Origin of the sequence: Lonsdalea quercina (assembly GCF_900107885.1) — a bacterium.
GTDB lineage: Bacteria > Pseudomonadota > Gammaproteobacteria > Enterobacterales > Enterobacteriaceae > Lonsdalea > Lonsdalea quercina.
This window is the reverse complement of sequence record NZ_FNQS01000004.1, coordinates 121,280-143,808: the sequence shown is the minus strand read 5'-3', so window position 1 is coordinate 143,808 and position 22,529 is coordinate 121,280. Positions and strand designations below refer to the sequence as shown.

The 22,529-nt window shown below is 56.7% G+C and carries 15 protein-coding genes; 8 read left to right on the top strand and 7 right to left on the bottom strand.

All coding sequences use genetic code 11. The features are described from left to right. Positions 1-202: 202 nt before the first annotated feature. Positions 203-1,558, bottom strand: coding sequence for an amino acid permease (locus tag BLU64_RS07515; RefSeq protein WP_026741725.1), 1,356 nt, complete (start codon positions 1,556-1,558; stop codon positions 203-205). Between the two features lie 597 nt (positions 1,559-2,155). Between BLU64_RS07515 and pdhR the strand changes: the two genes are divergently transcribed. From pdhR to lpdA, 4 genes are all read left to right on the top strand, one after another. Beyond that, a complete protein-coding gene (pdhR, locus tag BLU64_RS07510; protein ID WP_026741726.1) occupies positions 2,156-2,920 on the top strand; it encodes a pyruvate dehydrogenase complex transcriptional repressor PdhR in 765 nt (254 codons plus the stop codon). 138 nt (positions 2,921-3,058) lie between these two features. After that, the gene (gene aceE / locus BLU64_RS07505) at positions 3,059-5,722 is read left to right on the top strand and encodes a pyruvate dehydrogenase (acetyl-transferring), homodimeric type (protein ID WP_026741727.1); all 2,664 of its coding nucleotides are present in this window, start codon (positions 3,059-3,061) and stop codon (positions 5,720-5,722) included. 14 nt (positions 5,723-5,736) lie between these two features. Next, positions 5,737-7,614 carry a pyruvate dehydrogenase complex dihydrolipoyllysine-residue acetyltransferase gene (gene aceF, locus BLU64_RS07500; RefSeq protein ID WP_074728280.1) on the top strand — a complete coding sequence of 626 codons (1,878 nt, stop codon included), beginning with the start codon at positions 5,737-5,739 and terminating at the stop codon, positions 7,612-7,614. 224 nt (positions 7,615-7,838) lie between these two features. Continuing rightward, a complete protein-coding gene (gene lpdA, locus BLU64_RS07495) occupies positions 7,839-9,263 on the top strand; it encodes a dihydrolipoyl dehydrogenase (protein ID WP_026741729.1) in 1,425 nt (474 codons plus the stop codon). A gap of 440 nt (positions 9,264-9,703) precedes the next feature. Here the strand turns inward: lpdA and BLU64_RS07485 are convergent, their stop codons facing one another. Then, the gene (locus BLU64_RS07485) at positions 9,704-10,687 is read right to left on the bottom strand and encodes a helix-turn-helix transcriptional regulator (protein ID WP_026741731.1); all 984 of its coding nucleotides are present in this window, start codon (positions 10,685-10,687) and stop codon (positions 9,704-9,706) included. A gap of 290 nt (positions 10,688-10,977) precedes the next feature. On the opposite strand from BLU64_RS07485, the gene BLU64_RS07480 reads away from it, so the two are divergent. The 4 genes from BLU64_RS07480 (at position 10,978) to yacL (ending at position 17,882) form a co-directional block, all read left to right on the top strand. Then, positions 10,978-13,338 (top strand): TonB-dependent siderophore receptor, encoded by a 2,361-nt coding sequence (locus BLU64_RS07480; protein WP_026741732.1) that lies wholly within the window; start codon positions 10,978-10,980, stop codon positions 13,336-13,338. Between the two features lie 112 nt (positions 13,339-13,450). Beyond that, complete coding sequence (locus BLU64_RS07475) at positions 13,451-14,299, top strand: alpha/beta hydrolase (protein ID WP_074728278.1); 849 nt, start codon at positions 13,451-13,453, stop codon at positions 14,297-14,299. A 382-nt stretch (positions 14,300-14,681) separates the two neighbouring features. Continuing rightward, on the top strand, positions 14,682-17,279 hold the full coding sequence (gene acnB / locus BLU64_RS07470; protein ID WP_074728366.1) for a bifunctional aconitate hydratase 2/2-methylisocitrate dehydratase: 2,598 nt from the start codon (positions 14,682-14,684) through the stop codon (positions 17,277-17,279). A 240-nt stretch (positions 17,280-17,519) separates the two neighbouring features. Continuing rightward, entirely contained in the window at positions 17,520-17,882 is a 363-nt protein-coding gene (gene yacL, locus BLU64_RS07465; RefSeq protein ID WP_026741735.1) for a protein YacL, read from the top strand. A 77-nt stretch (positions 17,883-17,959) separates the two neighbouring features. On the opposite strand, the gene BLU64_RS07460 is transcribed toward yacL, so the two are convergent. The 5 genes from BLU64_RS07460 to dalD form a co-directional block, all read right to left on the bottom strand. Then, positions 17,960-18,838: a metal ABC transporter substrate-binding protein gene (locus BLU64_RS07460; RefSeq protein ID WP_074728277.1), complete on the bottom strand. Its 879-nt coding sequence runs from the start codon at positions 18,836-18,838 to the stop codon at positions 17,960-17,962. Between the two features lie 28 nt (positions 18,839-18,866). Then, a complete protein-coding gene (locus tag BLU64_RS07455; RefSeq protein WP_139171489.1) occupies positions 18,867-19,721 on the bottom strand; it encodes a metal ABC transporter permease in 855 nt (284 codons plus the stop codon). Further along, positions 19,718-20,413 (bottom strand): metal ABC transporter ATP-binding protein, encoded by a 696-nt coding sequence (locus BLU64_RS07450; protein WP_026741738.1) that lies wholly within the window; start codon positions 20,411-20,413, stop codon positions 19,718-19,720. Before BLU64_RS07450 ends, BLU64_RS07455 begins: the two co-directional genes overlap by 4 nt. Positions 20,414-20,701: 288 nt before the next feature. Then, positions 20,702-21,118, bottom strand: a complete 417-nt coding sequence (locus BLU64_RS07445; protein ID WP_074728275.1) for a SemiSWEET family sugar transporter — start codon at positions 21,116-21,118, stop codon at positions 20,702-20,704. Between the two features lies 1 nt (position 21,119). Next, positions 21,120-22,529, bottom strand: coding sequence for a D-arabinitol 4-dehydrogenase (dalD, locus tag BLU64_RS07440; protein WP_083351063.1), 1,410 nt, complete (start codon positions 22,527-22,529; stop codon positions 21,120-21,122).

Below are 22,529 nucleotides of genomic sequence, written 5' to 3'. Positions count from 1 at the left end.
GCCAGAAGCCAGAAGCCAGAAGCCAGAAGCCTGTACGTGTGTAACTTTGAGAGTCGAACCGCTGATGGGTGATGGAGAGGAAAACAGCAAGCGCCTGAGAAGAAATAAAAGCAATGGAGCCAGAGCGGCTGTTGTTCTTCCTGACTGTAAGTCTCAATTGATGCCGCCCGCTGGTTCAGGCGGCATCGGAGTCATGAAAGCTTTATTTAGACTGTTTACGCTGCTTCAGCCAGTAACCGCATCCCAGTACCGCTAACCAGATTGGGATCAGGATGACCGAAATCCGAATGCCTGGCGTCAGGGCCATAATCACTAGTATACCCACCATAAATAGCAGGCACAGGTAGTTGCCGAAGGGGTAAAGCAGCGCCTTAAACTTGGTTTCTATGCCTTCCCGATCTTTATGCTGGCGGAACTTAATGTGCGCCAAGCTGATCATAGCCCAGTTAATGACCAGAGCCGAGACGACGAGCGCCATCAGCAGCTCCAGCGCTTTGCCGGGAATGAGGTAGTTGATCAGTACGCAAAAGGCGGTCGCCAGCGCTGAAATAGCAATAGCGACGACAGGTACACCACGTGCATCCACCGTGCTCAGCGCTTTGGGACCGTTACCCTGTTTAGACAGGCCGTACAGCATGCGGCTGTTGCAATAAACGCAGCTGTTATAGACCGAAAGCGCGGCCGTCAGCACGACAATGTTCAGTATAGTGGCGACCACATCGCTGTTCAGTTCATGAAAAATCATGACGAAAGGACTGCCGCCTTCTACCACTTTGCCCCAAGGGTACAGTGACAGCAGAATCGTCAAGGAGCCGATATAGAAAATCAGAATGCGGTAGATCACCTGATTGGTGGCGCGAGGAATGCTTTTTTCAGGGTCGTCCGCTTCAGCAGCAGTGATACCGACCAGCTCCAGCCCGCCGAAAGAGAACATGATAACCGCCATCGCCATGACCAGACCCATGATCCCATTCGGGAAGAATCCGCCCTGATTCCACAAATTGGTGACCGTAGCTTCCGGGCCGCCATGTCCGCTGAGCAATAACCAGCCGCCAAAAACGATCATCCCGATGATGGCGCTCACCTTGATCAGGGCGAACCAGAACTCCATTTCCCCGTAAATCTTCACGTTGGCGAGATTGATGGCGTTGATGACCATAAAGAAGACGGCGGCGGAAACCCAGGTCGGGATACCTGGCCACCAGTACTGAACGTAGATGCCGACGGCGCTGAGTTCGGCCATGGCCACGAGAACATACAGCACCCAGTAGTTCCACCCTGAGGCGAAACCTGCAAAGTTCCCCCAGTATTTGTAAGCGAAGTGGCTGAAGGAGCCTGCTACAGGTTCCTCAACCGACATTTCTCCCAACTGGCGCATGATGAAAAACGCAATAATACCGCCAATGGCGTATCCCAGCAGAACCGAAGGTCCCGCCATCTTGATTGTCTGCGCGATACCGAGAAACAGTCCCGTTCCCACTGCACCGCCGAGGGCAATCAACTGTATGTGACGGTTTTTTAATCCACGCTTTAGCGTTCCATCTTGTTGATCTTGCATGGCTTTTACCTTCTGCCTGTCTAAATGAAAGTCTAGAGAGCACCGCCAGAATACTGGCAGTTTTACATTGGTGTTGTTTTAAGTTTACGACCGCGGAAAGAAGAAAATGACCTTTCCACTACCGTTGGTCAGAGAATAGTGATAAGCGTCGATAAATGCACTGATTTATTCGTTGTATGGCCTAAAACCCACCCGAAAAAGCCGCGCCGACTTTTTGATAACTCCGCTGGTACTATCTTGTTATTGTCATGCGATACTTAACATTTAATTTGAAAGCGAATAGTTCAATCCCGGCTGTTTTGTGAATTTTTATGCAATAAATGCATCTTTTATTCTCTTCTGGAGGGTTTAATCGTTTCAGCTGGGAGAGTTTTGTTCATGAAAGGTTACCGTGATGACGTGGGAAATATTGGTAATACCAATGATATATTAGCGTGATTACTCATTGGCATAACCCTGTTGTTAAAAACTATGGCGATAGGGCAATTGTCATAGTAATCATATAGACAGAAGGTGAATACTTTGTTACTTTGACGCCACGTTTTTTAAATTGGTATTACCAATTAACTCCGCGCTTTTCGCCGAGACAATTTCGCCATGGCATACAGCAAGATCCGTCAGCCCAAACTATCAGATGTGATTGAACAGCAACTGGAGTTTCTGATCCTCGAAGGGACTTTGCGGCCCGGTGAAAAACTTCCTCCGGAACGCGAGCTAGCCAAACAGTTCGAGGTATCACGTCCCTCTCTCAGAGAAGCCATTCAACGGCTCGAAGGGAAAGGGTTGTTGCTACGTCGACAGGGCGGCGGCACGTTTGTCCAGACCAATTTGTGGCAGAGCGTCAGCGACCCGCTGGCCGAGCTGCTCAGCAACCATCCTGAATCACAGTTCGATCTTCTTGAAACCCGTCATGCATTGGAAGGCATCGCAGCTTATTACGCGGCGTTACGCGGTACTGAGTCCGACTTGCATCGCATTCGGGAATGCCATTTTTTGATTGAACAAGCGCGTGAATCCGGCGACCTCGCCGCGGAAGCGGAAGCCGTTATGCACTACCAGGTCGCGGTAACGGAAGCGACGCACAACGTCGTCCTGCTGCACCTGTTGCGATGCATGGGGCCTATGCTGGAACAGAACGTACGACAGAATTTCGAATTGCTCTACCTGAGTCGCGAAGTCTTGGCCAAGGTGAGTAGTCATCGCGCCAGAATATTTGAGGCGATAGTCGCTCGTGAGCCGGAGCAGGCGCGCGAAGCTTCACACCGTCATCTGGCGTTTATAGAGGAAATATTGCTGGAACTGAACCGGGAACACAGTCGGCGAGAACGCTCATTGCGTCGGCTCCAGCAACGCAAGGACTAGGTGCTTTCATTGAGGCGCCGTTTGCGAAATACGAGACGATGAGCCTGTCTTCCTGCGCTTTTAACCCTATGGGCGCAGAGTGTATGAAGACAGGCTCCAGACAAATCAACTGAATTAGAAACAGATAAGGAATAGACCATGTCAGAACGTTTGAATAATGACGTGGATCCGATCGAAACGCGTGACTGGCTGCAGGCGATCGAATCGGTTATCCGTGAAGAAGGTGTTGAGCGCGCGCAGTTCCTGATTGATCAGGTTCTGAGCGAAGCACGTAAAGGCGGCGTGAAAACCGCTGCCGGCAGCGCAAGCAGCAGTTACATCAACAGCATCGCCGTTGAAGACGAACCTGCCTATCCGGGCAACCTTGATCTGGAGCGCCGTATTCGTTCAACGATCCGTTGGAATGCGGTCATGACCGTACTGCGCGCTTCTAAGAAAGATTTGGAGCTGGGCGGCCACATGGCGTCCTATCAGTCCTCCGCCACGTTCTACGAAGTGTGTTTCAACCACTTCTTCCGCGCACGCAACGCGCAGGACGGCGGCGATCTGGTTTACTTCCAGGGACACATCTCGCCAGGCGTTTACGCTCGCGCATTTGTTGAAGGACGCCTGACCGAAGAGCAGATGAACAACTTCCGTCAGGAAGTACACGGCCAGGGTCTGTCTTCCTATCCGCACCCGAAACTGATGCCTGAATTCTGGCAGTTCCCGACCGTTTCCATGGGCCTTGGCCCGATCGGTGCGATCTATCAGGCTAAATTCCTGAAATACCTGGAACACCGTGGTCTGAAAGATACGTCTAAACAGACCGTCTACGCCTTCCTGGGCGACGGTGAAATGGATGAGCCGGAATCCAAAGGCGCCATCACCATCGCGACCCGTGAAAAACTGGACAACCTGGTCTTCGTTATCAACTGCAACCTGCAGCGTCTGGATGGACCGGTTACCGGTAACGGCAAGATCATCAACGAGCTGGAAGGCGTGTTTGGCGGCGCTGGCTGGGAAGTGATCAAGGTTATCTGGGGCGGTCGCTGGGACGAGCTGCTGCGTAAAGACACCAGCGGTAAGCTGATTCAGCTGATGAACGAAACCGTGGATGGCGACTACCAGACTTTCAAATCGAAAAACGGCGCCTACGTGCGTGAGCACTTCTTCGGTAAATATCCGGAAACCGCGGCGCTGGTCAAAGACTGGACCGACGATGAAATCTGGGCGCTGAACCGTGGTGGCCACGATCCGAAGAAAGTCTATGCCGCACTGAAAAAAGCGCAGGACACCAAAGGCAAACCGATCGTCATCCTGGCGCATACCATCAAGGGTTACGGGATGGGTGATGCGGCTGAAGGCAAAAACATCGCTCACCAGGTCAAGAAGATCAACATGGAAGGCGTTCGCTACTTCCGCGATCGTTTCAACGTGCCGGTCAAAGACGAAGAGCTGGAAAAACTGCCTCTGCTGAGCTTCGACAAAGATTCCGAAGAGTACAAATACCTGCACGAACGTCGTCAGGCGCTGGAAGGCTATGTGCCGTCCCGTCAGCCTAACTTCAGCGGTTCTCTGGATCTGCCGACGCTGGAAGACTTCGGTCCCCTGCTGGAAGAGCAAAACAAAGAGATCTCCACCACCATCGCTTTCGTTCGTGCCCTGAACGTGATGCTGAAGAACAAGTCGATCAAAGATCGTCTGGTGCCGATTATCGCGGATGAAGCGCGTACCTTCGGTATGGAAGGTCTGTTCCGTCAGATTGGTATCTACAGCCCGAACGGTCAGCAGTACACCCCGCAGGACCGTGAGCAGGTGGCATACTACAAAGAAGACGAGAAAGGTCAGATTCTGCAGGAAGGGATCAACGAACTGGGCGCGGGCGCGTCCTGGCTGGCGGCGGCAACGTCATACAGCACCAACGACCTGCCGATGATTCCGTTCTACATCTACTACTCCATGTTCGGGTTCCAGCGTATCGGCGACCTGTGCTGGGCGGCAGGCGACCAGCAGGCGCGCGGCTTCCTGATTGGGGGCACCTCCGGTCGTACGACGCTGAACGGCGAAGGTCTGCAGCATGAAGACGGCCACAGCCACATTCAGTCTCTGACTATCCCGAACTGTATCTCCTACGATCCGGCTTTCGCCTACGAAGTCGCTGTCATCATGCATGACGGTCTGCACCGTATGTACGGCGAAGCGCAGGAGAACGTTTATTATTACATCACGACGCTGAACGAAAACTACCACATGCCGGCGATGCCGCAGGGCGCCGAAGAAGGCATCCGCAAAGGTATCTACAAGCTGGAAACGGTAGAAGGCGACAAAGGCAAGGTACAGCTGCTTGGCTCCGGCTCCATCCTGCGCCATGTCCGCGAAGCCGCGGTGATCCTGTCCCAGGACTACGGCATCGGTTCCGACGTCTACAGCGTGACCTCCTTCACCGAACTGGCGCGCGACGGTCAGGACTGCGAACGTTGGAACATGTTGCACCCGGCCGAAACGCCGCGCGTACCGTACATCGCTCAGGTGATGAGCGAAGCGCCAGCCGTCGCGTCTACCGACTACATGAAGCTGTTCGCCGAGCAGGTACGTACTTACATCCCGGCCAGCGACTACCGCGTTCTGGGTACGGACGGCTTCGGTCGCTCCGACAGCCGTGAGAACCTGCGTCACCACTTCGAAGTGGATGCGTCTTACGTGGTGGTAGCCGCTCTGGGCGAGCTGGCTAAACGCGGCGAAGTTGAAGCGTCTGTCGTGGCTGAAGCCATCAAGAAATTCAACATCGACCCAGATAAAGTTAACCCGCGTCTGGCATAAGAGGGCAAGATTACATGGCTATCGAAATCAATGTTCCGGATATCGGTTCGGACGAAGTTGAAGTCACCGAAGTAATGGTGAACGTCGGCGACACTGTTGAAGCTGAACAGTCGCTGATTACGGTGGAAGGCGATAAGGCCTCCATGGAAGTGCCTTCCCCTCAGGCGGGCGTGGTGAAAGAAATCAAGATTGCCGTCGGCGACAAAGTCTCCACCGGTTCTCTGATTATGGTCTTTGATTCGGCAGACAGCGCGGCGGAAGCGCCAGCTCCGGCAGCAGCACAGCCGGAAGCGGCTCCTGCCGCGACCAGCGCAGTGAAAGATGTCGAAGTGCCGGACATCGGCGGCGACGAAGTCGAAGTGACTGAAGTGATGGTCAAAGTCGGCGACAGCGTTGAAGCCGAACAGTCACTGATCACCGTGGAAGGCGACAAAGCTTCTATGGAAGTCCCGGCGCCGTTCGCGGGCGTGGTGAAGGAAATCAAGATCGCCACGGGCGACAAGGTGAAAACCGGCTCCCTGATCATGGTGTTTGAAGTGGCAGGCGCCGCGCCTGCCGCACAGGCCAGCCAGCCGGCTGCCGCTCCGGCCGCAGCCAGCACCGGTTCCGCCGCGAAAGACGTCAACGTACCGGATATCGGCGGTGACGAAGTCGAAGTGACTGAAGTGATGGTCAAAGTCGGCGACAGCGTTGAAGCCGAACAGTCATTGATCACCGTGGAAGGCGACAAAGCTTCTATGGAAGTGCCGGCTCCGTTCGCGGGTACGGTCAAAGAGATCAAAATCGCTGTCGGCGACAAGGTGAAAACCGGTTCTCTGATCATGGTATTTGAAGTCGAAGGCGCCGCCCCGGCTGCGGTATCGGCTCCAGCTGCGAAAGCAGAAACGACTGCCGCGCCAGCTAAAGCAGCGCCTGCCGCTGCTCCGGCCGCCGCCAGCGCGAAGGGTGAGTTCGCTGAGAACGATGCCTACGTGCACGCGACCCCGGTCATCCGTCGTCTGGCGCGCGAGTTCGGCGTCAATCTGGCGAAGGTGAAAGGGACCGGTCGTAAAGGCCGCATCCTGCGCGAAGACGTACAGGCTTACGTGAAAGACGCGGTCAAACGCGCAGAATCCGCTCCGGCGGCGGGTGCGGCGGGCGGTTCTCTGCCGGGTCTGCTGCCCTGGCCGAAGGTCGACTTCAGCAAATTCGGCGAAGTCGAAGAAGTGGAGCTGGGTCGTATTCAGAAGATCTCCGGCGCCAACCTGCATCGCAACTGGGTGATGATCCCGCACGTGACGCAGTTCGACGAAGCGGATATCACCGAAGTCGAAGCGTTCCGCAAACAGCAGAACGTGGAAGCCGAGAAGAAGAAACTGGACGTGAAGATCACGCCTGTCGTGTTCATCATGAAAGCCGTCGCGAAAGCGCTGGAAGAGTTCCCGCGTTTCAACAGCTCGCTGTCTGAAGATGGTCAGCGCCTGACGCTGAAGAAATACATCAACGTCGGCGTTGCGGTTGATACCCCGAACGGTCTGGTGGTTCCGGTATTCCGCGATGTGAACAATAAAGGCATCGTTGAACTGTCTCGCGAGCTGATGGAGATCTCCAAAAAAGCCCGTGCTGGTAAGCTGACGGCTTCCGACATGCAGGGTGGATGCTTCACCATTTCCAGCCTGGGCGGCCTTGGCACCACGGCTTTCACGCCGATCGTCAACGCACCGGAAGTGGCTATCCTTGGCGTTTCCAAATCGGCCACCAAACCGGTATGGAACGGCAAAGAGTTTACGCCGCGCCTGATGCTGCCACTGTCTCTGTCATTCGACCACCGTGTTATCGACGGTGCGGACGGCGCGCGTTTCATCAGCTTCATCAACAATGTGATGTCTGATATTCGTCGTCTGGTGATGTAACCGCCGGGACTGGCCTGCGGGCCGGTCTTTTGGCTAACGTCGATGCCGCGGCGGCAGGCTGTTCGCCGTGGCATGTTTGAGACGCAGATCCCCCTGGCTCGCCTTGCAGAGCGTTAACAACTCTGTAAACTAAATGTCAGTGTGGGGGCGTCCCGGTGGATGACGGGCGTACTGATCCATAACAACCACGTCTGACCGCCGGACAAACAAAACAAGAGGTCATGATGAGTACTGAAATTAAAGCCCAGGTGGTGGTGCTTGGCGCGGGCCCTGCAGGTTATTCTGCGGCGTTCCGTTGCGCGGACTTAGGTCTGGACACCGTACTGGTAGAACGTTATGCCACGTTGGGCGGTGTTTGCCTGAACGTCGGATGTATCCCTTCCAAAGCCTTGCTGCACGTCGCGAAAGTTATCGAAGAAGCTAAGGCGCTTGCTACGCACGGTATCGTGTTTGGCGAACCTCAGACCGACATCGACAAGATTCGCTCCTGGAAAGAAAAAGTCATCAACCAGCTGACCGGCGGTCTGGCAGGGATGGCGAAAGGCCGTAAAGTCAAAGTCGTTAACGGTCTCGGCAAATTCACCGGCGCGAACACGCTGGTCGTTGAAGGCGAAGGCGGCAATACCACTATCAACTTCGACAACGCGATCATCGCTGCTGGCTCTCGTCCGATCCAGCTGCCGTTTATTCCGCATGAAGATCCGCGCGTGTGGGATTCCACCGATGCGCTGGAGCTGAAAACCGTACCGGAACGCATGCTGGTCATGGGCGGCGGTATCATCGGTCTGGAAATGGGCACCGTATACCACGCGCTGGGTTCCAAGATCGACGTCGTCGAAATGTTCGATCAGGTGATCCCGGCAGCCGATAAAGACGTCGTGAAAACCTTCACCAAGCGGATCAGCAACAAGTTCGGACTGATGCTGGAAACCAAAGTGACTGCGGTTGAAGCCAAAGAAGACGGCATCTACGTCACGATGGAAGGTAAAAACGCGCCGGCAGAACCGCAGCGCTACGACGCGGTACTGGTCGCCATCGGCCGTGTGCCGAACGGCAAACTGCTGGATGCTGGTCAGGCTGGCGTTGAAGTCGACGATCGCGGCTTTATCCACGTCGATAAACAAATGCGTACCAACGTACCGCACATCTACGCTATCGGCGATATCGTCGGTCAGCCGATGCTGGCGCACAAAGGCGTGCACGAAGGCCACGTGGCTGCAGAAGTCATCGCCGGTAAGAAACACTACTTTGATCCGAAAGTGATCCCGTCCATCGCCTATACCGAACCGGAAGTGGCGTGGGTAGGTCTGACGGAGAAAGAAGCGAAAGAGAAGGGCATCAGCTACGAAACAGCGATCTTCCCTTGGGCGGCGTCAGGCCGTGCTATCGCTTCCGACTGCGCGGACGGCATGACTAAGCTGATCTTCGAGAAAGAGAGCCATCGCATCATCGGTGGGGCGATCGTCGGGACCAACGGCGGCGAACTGCTGGGTGAAATCGGTCTGGCGATCGAAATGGGCTGCGACGCGGAAGATATCGCGTTGACGATCCATGCGCATCCGACGCTGCACGAATCTATCGGGCTGGCGGCGGAAGTGTACGAAGGCAGCATCACCGACCTGCCGAACCCGAAAGCAAAGAAAAAATAAGCTGACGGTGAGGGCGCGCAGGCGTAAATACGCGCGTGCGTGTCACGACAGGTTTAAAAAATCCGGGGCAGCCGCCGCCGGATTTTTTTTCGTCTGACGATCGTCAATAGAAGGGGGACAGTCCGCTCGCGGGCGCTAACTCAGCAGCAGCGGCAATAACGCGGGCAGGTCGCCTGGCTGTGGTAACCGACACTGAGCGTGCGCCCTATCGCTGTGCAGATGCGGCAGCGATGCGAGGTTCAGCCGAAGCTTTTCGCCAAGGTCAATCGGGAGGGCAAGTTCCCCTTGTCGGCTATCGCGCCTTGCGTGATGGGCTGCGCTGAGGCCATGAAATCGATCCCCCCTAGCCGCGTCGCATTGAGGAAGTTGTCGGACGGAGCGCAGGTAACGATGAGTTCAGCTAATGCCGGGGGGATGTCTGAATAGGTGATGGCGTATGGCTAAAAGCGCTCTTTGATTTGCCCAGGCGTGACGCCGAAAGTGCGGCGCAGCGCGGTGGTGAAGTTGGCGGAACTGTTGTAGCCGGCGAGGCTGGCCGCCTGAGAAATCGCGATGCCATCGCGTTGCAGCGCCAGCATGGCGCGCCGCAGCCGACAGGTGCGCAGGTATTCGAAGACGGTGACGTTAAAGGTGTGGCGGAAATGGCGTTGGAGCGTGCTGGCGCTCATATTGACGCACTTGGCGATTTCGTCCATCGAGAGTTGGTCTGCTTCGCCGCTTTCCAGCATATCGCGGACTTGCTGAATACGATGATGATTGCGCAGGTCGATGCCGTCTCGGTGCTTTGCCTGACTTTTAGCGGTCAGCGAACTCAGGGCTTCAATAATCAGCAGCATGCACTGACTTTCCAGATATAGCCGCTGCATCGGGGTATTGCAGCCGGGTGAATTGAGGATCTGCAAGGCGATGGCCTGCGCCTGCCGGGACGGCATCCAGAGGTGGGTCGCAAGGTGGGTTTGCGAGAAGTCGTAGATGGCCTGCCAATCGCTGACGCTGTCCAGCAGATTACCGTACAGCCACTCCTGGCTGAAGGTCAGCGATACCGTACGCTCATGTTCATCACGTTTCCCGAGGCGACTGAAATGCGTGGGCTCGGTGAGCGAGATAAGCGAAGCGGGCTGTACGTTGCCCAGATGCAGCATTTGCTCGCCGTAGGTCACATGCGCGATGCCATTGACGACAATTGCCAGCTTAAGCGCGCCGTTCAGGAGCGTCTGGGTCTTCATATTGGTCAGATTCACCACATCCGCGGTGTGGAGGATCAAATCGCGGTTGAGTTGAGTGACGTTAAATTCGCCAAACAACAGCGGCCTGTCTTCTATACCGGCCGGCGTCAGAAAACGATAATCCCTGGTAATTAATTTCGAACTCTGAACAATATGATTTTTAAATATATTCTTCGATTCTGGTACTTTATTATCCATGTTTTCCTTTCCCTTTGTCTGGCTATCCTTGGCCATTTCGATGTTTACGCAAAACATTTTGCCGTTTGCACAAACCTCGCATCAGAAAACAAATGTAACAATGATCGTGCCAAAAGGGTAACGCAAACGATTCTCAATGATGCTTTCTTGCTGGCGGTTCGTTTTTCGCGCAGGTCATTTCGTTTCGCGCGGTACGTTGCTTTCCATTGCGTAAGGGACGATGGAAGGGAATATCCCGGTCTGTCAGCAGCAGCCGTCTTTCCCAATGATAAAAATATAGGGTGATTTAAATGACCAAATACCCACCCCGCCATTGCCTGGCGACGCTGATAGGGTTGGCTTGCTCCACCTTGTCCTGCCTGACATGGGCTGATACAGCCGAAACGACGAACACAACCACCGCCGCAGGGGCGTCCGCGACCAACACCAGGGAACCTATCGCGACGAAGAAAGCCCCGACATCCACCGAGACTGCAGCCGCCAACACCAGGGATCAGGGCCAAAGCGCGGAGAGTGCGGATACGATGATTGTGACTGCCGCAGAGCAGACTCGTCAGGCTCTGGGTGTTTCCACCATCACGGCGGAAGATATCAGTAAACGACCGCCGGCTAATGATTTGTCGGAGCTTATCCGCACCATGCCGGGGGTCAATCTGTCAGGTAACTCGACCAGCGGTCAACGCGGCAATAACCGGCAGATTGATATTCGCGGCATGGGGCCGGAAAACACGTTGATTCTGGTGGACGGCAAGCCGGTATCCAGCCGGAACGCGGTGCGCTACGGTTGGCGTGGAGAACGCGATACCCGAGGCGACACCAATTGGGTGCCAGCGGACATGGTCGAGCGTATTGACGTGCTACGCGGTCCAGCCGCGGCCCGTTATGGCAACGGTGCGGCGGGCGGCGTGGTGAATATCATCACCAAACAGTCGACGAAAGAGTGGCACGGCACCTGGAACGCTTACATGGATATGCCGGTGCATAAAGCGGAAGGGGCCACCAAGCGTACCGATTTCAGCCTGATGGGGGGATTAACCGATAACCTTAGTTTGCGTCTCTACGGTAACTTCAATAAAACGCAGGCCGATGCCTGGGGCATTAATGACGGCCACCAGTCGGAACGAACCGGCGCCTATGCCAGTTCGTTGCCGGCCGGGCGTGAAGGGGTGCGTAATAAGGACATCAACGGCGTGCTGCGCTGGGACATCACCGCACAGCAGTCGCTTGAGTTTGAGGCAGGATCAAGCCGTCAGGGCAATATCTACTCCGGCGATACGCAAAACACCAACAGTAACAGCTATGTGGTCGGCAATTACGGCAAAGAGACCAACCGGATGTACCGGCAGAACTATGCGGTGACCCACCGCGGTTACTGGGATAGCGGCGTCAGCACCACGTCTTATCTGCAGTATGAGCGCACGCAGAACACCCGTATCACTGAAGGACTGGCGGGCGGCACGGAGGGCATTTTCTCCAGCGCCGATGATTACGGCACGACCAAGCTGGATACGGTGACCGCGCACAACGAGGTCAATATTCCGTTTGACGCGCTATTCAGCCAGACCGCCACGGTGGGCGTAGAGTGGTCGGAACAGAAAATGAAAGATCCGACATCGACCTCGCAGGCGCTGTCCGGCGGCACGATTGACGGCTATTCTGATGGGACGCGCAGCGACAAGATGTCTGCGCGCATCGCCTCCGTGTTCGCGGAAGACAACATTGAGCTGACGCCCAGCACCATGTTGACGCCGGCGCTGCGGTTCGACCAACACAGCATCGCGGGCGGCAACTGGAGTCCCGGTATCAATCTCTCGCAGGAGCTGGGCGACGACTTTACGCTGAAACTCGGCATCGCCCGCGCGTACAAAGCGCCTAACCTTTACCAACTCAACCCGAACTATCTGCTGTATAGCCGCGGGCAAGGCTGCTATGTCAGCGGCACCAACGGCTGCTATCTTTTAGGTAACGACGAGTTGAAGGCGGAAACCAGCGTCAACAAAGAGGTCGGGCTGGCGTTTCATCGCAATGGCTATCAGGCGGGCCTGACCTATTTCCGTAATGACTATCGCAACAAGATCGATGCGGGCATGTCTCCCATCGGGACGAGCACGAACGGCTCCACTTATGTCTTTCAGTGGGAAAATGTGCCTAAGGCGGTGGTGGAAGGGCTGGAAGGCTCGTTGAATATTCCGGTATCGGACACCGTGAGTTGGAACAACAACCTGACGTGGATGCTGCGTTCGGAGAATAAAACCACGGGGGATTACCTTTCCGTTACGCCGCAATTTACGCTCAATTCATCGGTAAGCTGGCAGGCCACCGACAAGCTGTCTTTACTGGCCGATTTGACCTGGTACGGGCGTCAGAAGCCGAAGAAATATAACTATAAAGGTGAGTCGGTCAGCGGGACCGAGCTGACGCAGGTCAGTCCTTATTCGGTCGTCGGCCTTAGCGGGACCTACAAGTTCAACAAGAATGTGAGCCTGACCGCTGGCGTGGATAACCTGTTCGACAAGCGCCAGTTCCGTGCTGGCAACGCGCAGTCGGTCAGGAACCTGACCACCAATGTCGTCACTATCGCCGGCGCCGGCGCCGCTACGTTCAATGAGCCGGGCAGAACTTTCTTTATGGGTATCAACACTAGTTTCTAAGGCGTTGCGAGCGGGAACGGCATTGCCGGAGCGCTCTGCAACAATGTTGCCGTCCAACGGGAAGGAACCCGTTCGGCGCGACGCGAGTGACGTCGGTTACACAGGAGGAAGGGTGTATCAATTACCCAATACCAGGGACGATATCGTTGAGTCTGCGGCGCGTGGCCATTACCGCGTGATGACGTGGAGCCCCGACGGCGGGGTGGTGCCCCCGGATGAGGGATGGCCGGTGATTTACCTGCTGGATGGCGCCAAATATTTCTCCATGGCGACTTCCGTGATGGCGTCGCTAAGCCGTCCCCGCTGCGGGATTACGCCGGGGATTGTGGTCGGCATTGATTATGTCGGCACCTCCCGGCGCGACAAGGACTACCGTCCTGCGGTGGCGAACCGCGTGCTGGAACCTAATCCACAAGGCGGCTACTATCCGGCTGGAATGGAGGGCGATGCCGCCGGATTTCGCCGCTTCCTCATTGCTGAGTTGAAACCGATGATTGCGGCCCGCTACCCCATCGACCTGCAACGCGAAGCACTGTTCGGCCACTCCTACGGCGGATTGTTCTCCCTGGATACGCTGTTCTGGGCGCGCGAAAGCTTCCAGCATTACTACGTCTGCAGCCCGTCGGTCTGGTGGAATGGCGAGTACATTCTGCGTCAGGCAGCCTCACTCTACTTGCAAAACCCCACCGTCTCTCCAGTCAGTCTGATGTTAAGCGTCGGCGAATATGAGCAGTCTTTGGAGCCGTGGGAGATGGGATTGCCCACCGGACAACAGGAGCTTTTGCTTGAGCACCGTCGGCGGCGTAGAATGGTCGACGGCGTCAGCGAGCTGGCGCTGATGTTGAAAAATCGCGCGCCGGATGTAGACGTCTCCCTGCAAACTTATCCCGGACAGTCGCACCAGTCCGTTCCATTTCTGGCGTTGCACACCGCCTTACGTCACCATTTCCAGCCTACCTGACTCAAAGCCGTTCGCCCAGCGCCGCCCGCGCGCAGTTTACGGGCGCGCAACGGCAGGGATTTTATATAACCCATTGATATAAAACGCATCATCCTTAGCCTTTTCGTGAGCGGATGGTGTGTTTCTGCGCGCCCATGTTATTCTGCTGACGTGAGAGAGTGAGCGATTAAGCAACGATAATTCCACCGCGATCGCGGTTATATGCGCCAAATGTTGCTATTATGTGAACGAAATAATGGGTGAACAAACCCAAATAGGCTGACGACGCTGAGCCGGGCACGCGAAATCTTGTTTCCACACGCCGATCTCCAGGCATGAGGATGACCATGGGCACAACGTGCGCGGGTATCACGAAGAAGATAATGAGAGCGAGGAGAATGTCGTGCTAGAAGAATATCGTAAGCACGTAGCCGAGCGGGCTGCGCAAGGGATCGTCCCCAAGCCGTTAGAGGCATCCCAAATGGCGGGTTTGGTGGAGTTGCTGAAACAGCCGCCCGCCGGAGAAGAGGCGTTTCTGGTCGATTTGCTGGTTAACCGTGTGCCGCCGGGGGTGGATGAGGCTGCCTACGTCAAGGCCGGTTTCCTCGCGGCGATCGCCTCTGGTGAAGCGACGTCACCGTTGATTTCCCCCACAAAAGCCGTCGAACTGCTTGGCACTATGCAGGGCGGCTACAATATTCACCCGCTGATCAACGCGTTGGATAACGCCCGGCTTGCCCCCATCGCCGCCAAAGCCTTGTCGCATACGCTGCTGATGTTCGACAACTTCTACGATGTGGAAGAGAAAGCCAAGGCGGGCAATCCGCATGCGCAGCAAGTGCTGCAATCATGGGCGGACGCGGACTGGTTCCTTTCCCGCCCGGCGCTGGCTGAAAAAATCACTGTAACCGTATTCAAAGTGACCGGCGAAACCAACACCGACGACCTGTCGCCCGCGCCGGACGCATGGTCGCGCCCGGATATTCCATTGCATGCGCTGGCGATGCTAAAAAACCCCCGCGAAGGGATCGAACCGGATCAGCCGGGTGCCGTCGGCCCAATCGCGCAGATCGAGGCCCTGAATAAAAAAGGATTCCCGTTAGCCTATGTCGGCGACGTCGTAGGAACGGGGTCCTCGCGCAAATCCGCCACCAACTCGGTGTTGTGGTTTATGGGTGACGACATTCCCTATGTGCCGAATAAACGCGCCGGCGGCGTGGTGCTGGGCGGTAAAATCGCGCCCATCTTCTTTAACACGATGGAGGATGCGGGCGCGTTGCCGATAGAAGTCGACGTCTCAGACCTGAACATGGGCGACGTCATCGATATTTATCCGTACAAGGGAGAGGTGCGCCGCCATGACAGTGACGAACGGCTGGCGACATTTGAACTGAAAACCGACGTGCTGCTGGATGAAGTGCGCGCCGGCGGCCGTATTCCCCTTATCATCGGCCGTGGGCTGACGACCAAAGCCCGCGAAGCGCTGGGGCTGCCGCCCAGCGATGTCTTCCGCATCGCCAAGGACGCCGCCGACAGCGACAACGGATTTTCGCTGGCTCAGAAGATGGTCGGCCGTGCCTGCGGCGTGGCCGGTGTTCGCCCAGGCCAGTACTGCGAGCCGAAAATGACCTCCGTCGGGTCGCAGGATACCACCGGGCCGATGACCCGCGATGAGCTGAAGGATCTGGCTTGCCTCGGCTTCTCCGCTGATTTGGTGATGCAGTCGTTCTGCCATACCGCCGCGTACCCGAAACCGGTGGACGTGCAGACGCATCACTCGCTGCCGGACTTCATCATGAACCGCGGGGGCGTCTCGTTGCGTCCGGGCGACGGCATCATTCATTCTTGGCTCAACCGCATGCTGCTGCCGGATACGGTCGGCACGGGCGGCGACTCGCACACCCGCTTCCCGATTGGCATTTCGTTCCCGGCCGGCTCCGGCTTGGTGGCGTTCGCCGCCGCGACGGGCGTGATGCCGCTGGATATGCCGGAGTCCGTGCTGGTGCGCTTCAAAGGCAAGATGCAGCCGGGCATTACGCTGCGCGATCTGGTTCACGCCATCCCGTATTATGCTATTCAGCAGGGGTTGCTGACTGTTGAGAAGAAAGGCAAAAAGAACATTTTCTCCGGTCGGATTCTGGAGATCGAGGGGCTGCCGGAGCTGAAAGTGGAACAGGCGTTCGAACTGGCGGACGCCTCGGCGGAACGGTCGGCGGCCGGTTGCACCATCAAGCTGGATCAGGCGCCGATCGTCGAATATCTCAACTCCAACATCGTGCTGCTGAAATGGATGATCTCGGAAGGCTATGGCGATCGCCGTACGCTGGAGCGACGCGTTCAGGGGATGGAAAAATGGCTGGAGGATCCACAGCTGCTGGAAGCGGACAAGGATGCCGAGTACGCCGCCGTCATCGAAATCGATCTGGCCGATGTGACCGAGCCGATCCTGTGCGCGCCGAACGATCCGGACGATGCTCGCCTGTTGTCTGCCGTGGCGAACAGCAAAATCGACGAGGTGTTCATCGGTTCCTGCATGACCAACATTGGGCACTTCCGCGCTGCGGGTAAACTACTGGAACAGCATAAAGGCCAACTGCCGACGCGCCTGTGGATGGCGCCGCCGACCAAGATGGATGCGGCTCAGCTGACGGAAGAGGGCTATTACAGCGTCTTCGGAAAGAGTGGGGCCAGGGTGGAAATTCCAGGGTGTTCGCTGTGTATGGGGAACCAGGCCCGCGTGGCGGACGGCGCGACGGTGGTATCCACTTCCACGCGTAACTTCCCGAACCGCCTGGGCGACGGCGCCAACGTCTATCTGGCCTCCGCCGAAATGGCGGCGATCGCCGCCTTGTTGGGACGCTTGCCGACGCCGGAGGAGTACCAGACTTATATGGCGCAGGTCGACAAAACGGCGCTGGATACCTATCGCTATCTCAACTTTGACCGACTGTCTCAGTACACGGAAAAAGCAGATGGGGTGATCTTCCAAACCGCCGTGTAATTCGCGGATGTAAAATCGCGATGTAAGCGCTATAGTGCGCGTCGCGTAAGGGGCCTTTGGCCCCTTTTTCATAATGGGCCGCCGTTGCCAACGCATGAAGCGGTATGAAAAATGGACGGTCGCTTTTCTCCGCGTTGGTCGGGAATAGGCCAGAACGTAATTGACAAGCAGGGATGGCGGATCAGTGGCGTGAACGGCGATGATGACGCGGATAACAAGCTTATTCACAGGAGCGACGGGATGGACTATGAATTTTTGCGGGATGTCTCCGGGCAGGTCATCGTGCGTATGTCGATGGGACATGAGGCCGTAGGGCACTGGCTGAATGAAGAAGTCAACGGTCAGCTGGCGGTGCTGGATGCAGTGGAAGCCGGGGCGAGTTCGGTCGTCGGCAGCGAACGTCAATGGCAGTTGCAGGGGCACGAATACTCCTTGCTGTTGGACGAAGAAGAGGTCATCGTCCGCGCCAATCAGCTCTCTTTCACCAGCGATGAGATGGAAGAAGGGATGAGCTATTACGATGAGGAAAGTCTGTCCCTATGCGGGCTGGAGGATTTCCTCGCTCTCCTCTCGAAATATCGACAGTTTATTCAAACGCGGTAAAACCCGCGTTTCACCCTCCGTTTTGGCCCTATCATCAAGCCGGGAGCCTATCTGAGCGCCCCCTCAACCCGCATAAGTCAACGCATACTGGCCGCCATCGCAGCGACGTTATGACTGAAGGCCGCCGTATAGGTTGCCGCCGGCCCGCTGGCGTCCGTCAGGGCTTCCGGATACAGTTCGCCGCCCGACTGCGCGCCGGTGGCATGGGCGATCTGCTTCACCAGCCGGGGATCGGTCTGATTTTCGATGAAATAGCTCTTCACGTGAGTTTGCTTGATCTGCGTGATCAACTCGGCCACGCCTTTGCTGCTGGCTTCTGACTCTGTCGAATAGCCCAGCGGCGCCAGAAATTTCACGCCATAGGCCGCGGCGAAGTAACCAAAGGCGTCGTGGCTGGTGAGTACCCTGCGTTTATCTTGCGGGATGGCCGCGAAGGTCTTTCTGGCATCGTCGTCCAGTTGTTGCAACTGCTGAATATAGCGCTCGCCGCGCTGGCGATAGTCTTGCGCGTTGTCCGGATCGATCTTGATCAATGCATTTTGGATATTGCGCGCATAGATGATCCCATTCGCCATGCTGTTCCAGGCGTGGGGGTCAGTGGCGGTTTTACCGTCTTCGACCATAGTCAACGGCGCGACGCCCTGTGACGCGATTATCACCTCACCCTTGTAGCCGGAGGCGGTGATGAGGCGGTCGAGCCAGCCTTCCAGTCCGAGTCCGCTGACGAAGATCAGATCCGCCTTCGCCAGCGTTTTGCTGTCTTTCGGAGACGGCTCGAACTCATGCGGGTCGCCGTTCGGTCCCACCAAATCGGTGACGTGGACATGTTCGCCGCCTACCTGCTTGACCATATCTCCCAACACGGAAAAGCTCGCAACGACGTTAAGATCTTTCGCCATCGTCAACGGACTCATCAGGAAGCCGGACAGCATGATTATCAAAGTAGTACGTTTCAATTTTTCCCCCTCGTGTGTGACGTCATCATCAACGGCGCGTGCGTAACATGCCGCCGTTAGAGCCAAAAAATACGGAAGTGCAGAAAATAAGGGTGGCGGTCAGAATCACCGCTGGCCCGGCCGGTAGGTCGGCGTAGTACGACCACAGCAGCCCAATCAGGCTGGCAATGCAGCCGAGCACGACCGATAGCGCCAGCATCATGCTGAGACGCTGGGTCCAGAAGCGTGCGCAGGCGGCAGGGAGCATCATCATGCCGACCGCCATCAACGTGCCGAGCAGTTGGAATCCCGCCACCAAATTAAGCACCACCAGCGATAAAAACAGACCGTGGATCGCGGCGCGGGCGCGTCTCGACAGCATGCGTATAAAGGTGACGTCGAACGACTCTATGAGCAGGGCGCGATAGATCAGCGCCAGCGTCAGCACGGATGCGGAGGTGACGGCACCGATGGTCAGCAGCGCCCGAGCGTCGATCGCCAGAATTGAGCCGAACAGCACGTGAAGCAGGTCGACGCTGGAGCCGCGCAGCGAGACGAGCGTGACGCCTAGCGCCAGGGAGCCGAGATAAAAGCCGGCAAAACTGGCATCTTCCTTAAGCTCGGTGCGGCGGCTGACCAAACCGGACATCATGGCGACAGCCAGCCCTGCGACGAACCCGCCAATCCCCATCGCCACAAGCGACATGCCGGAGATGAGATAGCCGATGGCGACGCCCGGCAAGACGGCGTGGGACAGCGCATCGCCGATCAGGCTCATCCGCCGTAGCAGCAGAAAACAGCCCAGCGGCGCGGCTCCGAGCGTTAGCGCGAAACAGCCGACCAGCGCCCGGCGCATGAACCCGAAGTCGGCGAACGGCTGCGTCAGCAGATGAATGAATGTCACTGCACTCTCCTCAGCGGGGTCATAAAGGCGCGTGCCGGAGACAGCAGCTCATGGCAGTCGCCCCAGCGGGGACCGTCGTCGTTCAGCATCACGACACGGGGGAAGTGTTGCTCCACCTGCTCCAGATCGTGCAACACCGCCAGCAGGGTGCGCCCCTCCTCATGCAGCTGGCGGATCACCTGCCACAGCATGCGGATAGTCTCGGCATCAATACCGGTGAACGGCTCGTCGAGCAAAATGACAGGGGAACGCATCACCAGCAGCCGCGCGAACAACACGCGTTGGAGCTGACCGCCGGATAGCCGACCGATGTGGACCTGTTCGACGTCGCTCATGCCCACGGTTTCCAGCGCCTCCCGGGCCTGGCGACGTAGCGCTGGGGTCAGGCGTCCGAATAAGCCGGAGTCCGGTACGCAGCCCATTAGCACCAGATCGCCGACGCTAATGGGGAACTGACGGTCAAACTCGGACAGCTGCGGTAAATAGCCTATCGGTCGGGTGACGTCCGGCGCGAGGCAGACGCTGCCAGACAGCGGCGGCATTAACCCGGCCAGCGTTTTCAACAGCGTCGATTTTCCGCTGCCGTTGGGGCCGATGATGGCGGTGAGTGAACCGGGCAGGAAGCGGCCGTTAATCGTACCCAACGGCGTCTGCCGGTGATACCCATAAGTGAGGTGGCGTAGCGCGATCATGCTAACGTGACCGCCCAGGAAATCAGTCCCCACAGCAGGGTGAGTACCAGCGCGGCGATGACGACGCGGGTCTGCGTGGAAAAGGAATATAGACTCTGCATGTTCTCCCCCTTAAAGTTAACTATGTTATAACATAACAAAATTAAACCGTGGCGTTACAGACGTAAAAAAATTTTCAGTGAGTCGTTGCGCGGCAATGCAGGGGGGATAAAACCTTTTCAGGCCCGCGCTCCTGAGAGCGGCGGGCCTGAACGTGTCAATGGACGCCGTGCGGGGCGTCCTGAGGGGTTACAGTTGTTTGTTCAGCGGATCGGCGACCGGAATGCGGCGACGCGACGGCATCGGCGTCACCTTGATGGTGCGGCGGCGCGAGGGTTTGATTTCTCGTTCATGGTAGAGCTTCAGAACGATAACGAGCAAGGCCAGTAAGGCGGTAATACCGTTGGCCGACATGACGGGAATGTCTTGTACGTTGAAGCCGTAGGCCGTCCACGACGTGACGCCGAAGAACAAGGCGGCGTACATCCCGAGAGAGATACCGGTCGTGTCTTTATTGCGAATGATGTGCAGCACCTGTAGGAAAAAAGAGCCGGTGGTGACCCAGGCGGCAAGTCCACCTAGCGCCATCGGCCAGCGATAAAGTGTGACGATCGCGACTGCGGCGGCTGCCATCGTTCCCGCGACGATCGTGATGTTCTTCTTCATATTATGCTCCTTCGCTCACCGGTTGCAGCACCGCGCGAACTTCTTCAACGGCGGATCTCAGATGATCGGCTAATGCTTCATGATGGCGTAACGAACCAAACAGCGCGGGGTGTCTTGAGAACGCGGTCAGCGGGTCCTCGGCGCTGAAAATCGCATCAAAGTCGACGCTGTCGATGGCGCGATCTTCATAGCTGAAAGGCAGTTCGCCGGCATGATGCTGCTGCATAAAGAGGAAAAACAGCGCGGGCAGGCGCAGCGTCGCTCGCGGGACCTCATTCTGACGATAGCGGTCCTTCAACGTCGGCACGATAAAGCCATGCAGTTTGGCGATGCTGTCTGAAGAGACGCGAGCGACGGTGTCGCGGACGCCGCGGTTGCCGAAGCGCGCGAGAACGCTTTCGCACTCCTCCTCCTGCACGTGAGTTATGCCGCGGCTGCGAAGCGCGGGCAGCACGTCCTGTATCACGTAGTCTCGTACCCACTTGGTTATCTGCGGCGTCAGACTTTCATCGATGTAGCGTTTATCCAGCAGAGCGCCGGCCCAGGCAATGCCGCTGTGGCTGGCGTTCAGCAGGCGGATTTTAGCTTCTTCTACCGTCGTGACGTCCTCGACGAATTCGACGCCGACCTCTTCCAGCGGCGGACGCTCGCTCACGAAATGATCTTCGATTACCCAGCGGGCGAAGCGTTCGGCGGAAAGCGGAGCCGCATCGTCGGTAATGCCCTGTTTTTCCAGACGGGCATAGAGCGCTTCGTCAAATTTCGGCGTAATCCGGTCAACCATGCTGTTGGGGGCAGAAGTGTTGCTCTCCATCCATTCAACAAGGTCCTGGCGCTCCTTGGCGACCAGAAATTCTCGCAGACCCTGCGAGAAGCTGTCCCCATTTTGCAGCAGGTTGTCGCAGCATAGTAAAGTCACCGGTCCGCTTTGCTGTTGTTGGCGGGCAATCAAGATCAGCGTCAATGCGCCATATAAAGTATTTATTTCACCTTCATCGCGAAGATCGGCCTGTACCGCGGGATGCGTGAGATCGAGGTGGCCATCGTCGTCCAGGAAGTAACCTCCCTCGGTAACGGTGAAAGAAATAATTTTTGTCTCTGGAGCGGCGCCTATAGCCACCGTGGAGGCCAATTGGCTATCCCAGAGAATGATTTGATCGACTGCGTCTATGGTCTCGTAGGTATGTTCGCCGTCAGGGGAAATCGTTTCCAGCGTGTAGAGACCGTTCTGGGATTTGAGCTGCTGAAGCGTTTTTTGCGTTGAGCTGTTTCGGATGTTTGATAGCGCCATGTGCCATCGATCGTTGCCCTGCTTTCGCAGCTGGTTGAGGTACCAGGCCTGATGCGATCGAAAAAATGCACTTGCACCCAGATGAAGCCAGTTAGAAGAATCTGTAGTTGATATAGGCAA

What these genes read in the sequence shown, in the direction of transcription:
- pdhR (WP_026741726.1), top strand. Translation starts at nt 2,156, where the DNA reads ATGGCATACAGCAAGATCCGTCAGCCCAAACTATCAGATGTGATTGAA.
- yacL (WP_026741735.1), top strand. Translation starts at nt 17,520, where the DNA reads ATGGACTATGAATTTTTGCGGGATGTCTCCGGGCAGGTCATCGTGCGT.
- lpdA (WP_026741729.1), top strand. Translation starts at nt 7,839, where the DNA reads ATGAGTACTGAAATTAAAGCCCAGGTGGTGGTGCTTGGCGCGGGCCCT.
- BLU64_RS07485 (WP_026741731.1), bottom strand. Translation starts at nt 10,687, where the DNA reads ATGGATAATAAAGTACCAGAATCGAAGAATATATTTAAAAATCATATT.
- BLU64_RS07450 (WP_026741738.1), bottom strand. Translation starts at nt 20,413, where the DNA reads ATGATCGCGCTACGCCACCTCACTTATGGGTATCACCGGCAGACGCCG.
- BLU64_RS07515 (WP_026741725.1), bottom strand. Translation starts at nt 1,558, where the DNA reads ATGCAAGATCAACAAGATGGAACGCTAAAGCGTGGATTAAAAAACCGT.
- aceE (WP_026741727.1), top strand. Translation starts at nt 3,059, where the DNA reads ATGTCAGAACGTTTGAATAATGACGTGGATCCGATCGAAACGCGTGAC.
- BLU64_RS07480 (WP_026741732.1), top strand. Translation starts at nt 10,978, where the DNA reads ATGACCAAATACCCACCCCGCCATTGCCTGGCGACGCTGATAGGGTTG.
- aceF (WP_074728280.1), top strand. Translation starts at nt 5,737, where the DNA reads ATGGCTATCGAAATCAATGTTCCGGATATCGGTTCGGACGAAGTTGAA.
- BLU64_RS07445 (WP_074728275.1), bottom strand. Translation starts at nt 21,118, where the DNA reads ATGAAGAAGAACATCACGATCGTCGCGGGAACGATGGCAGCCGCCGCA.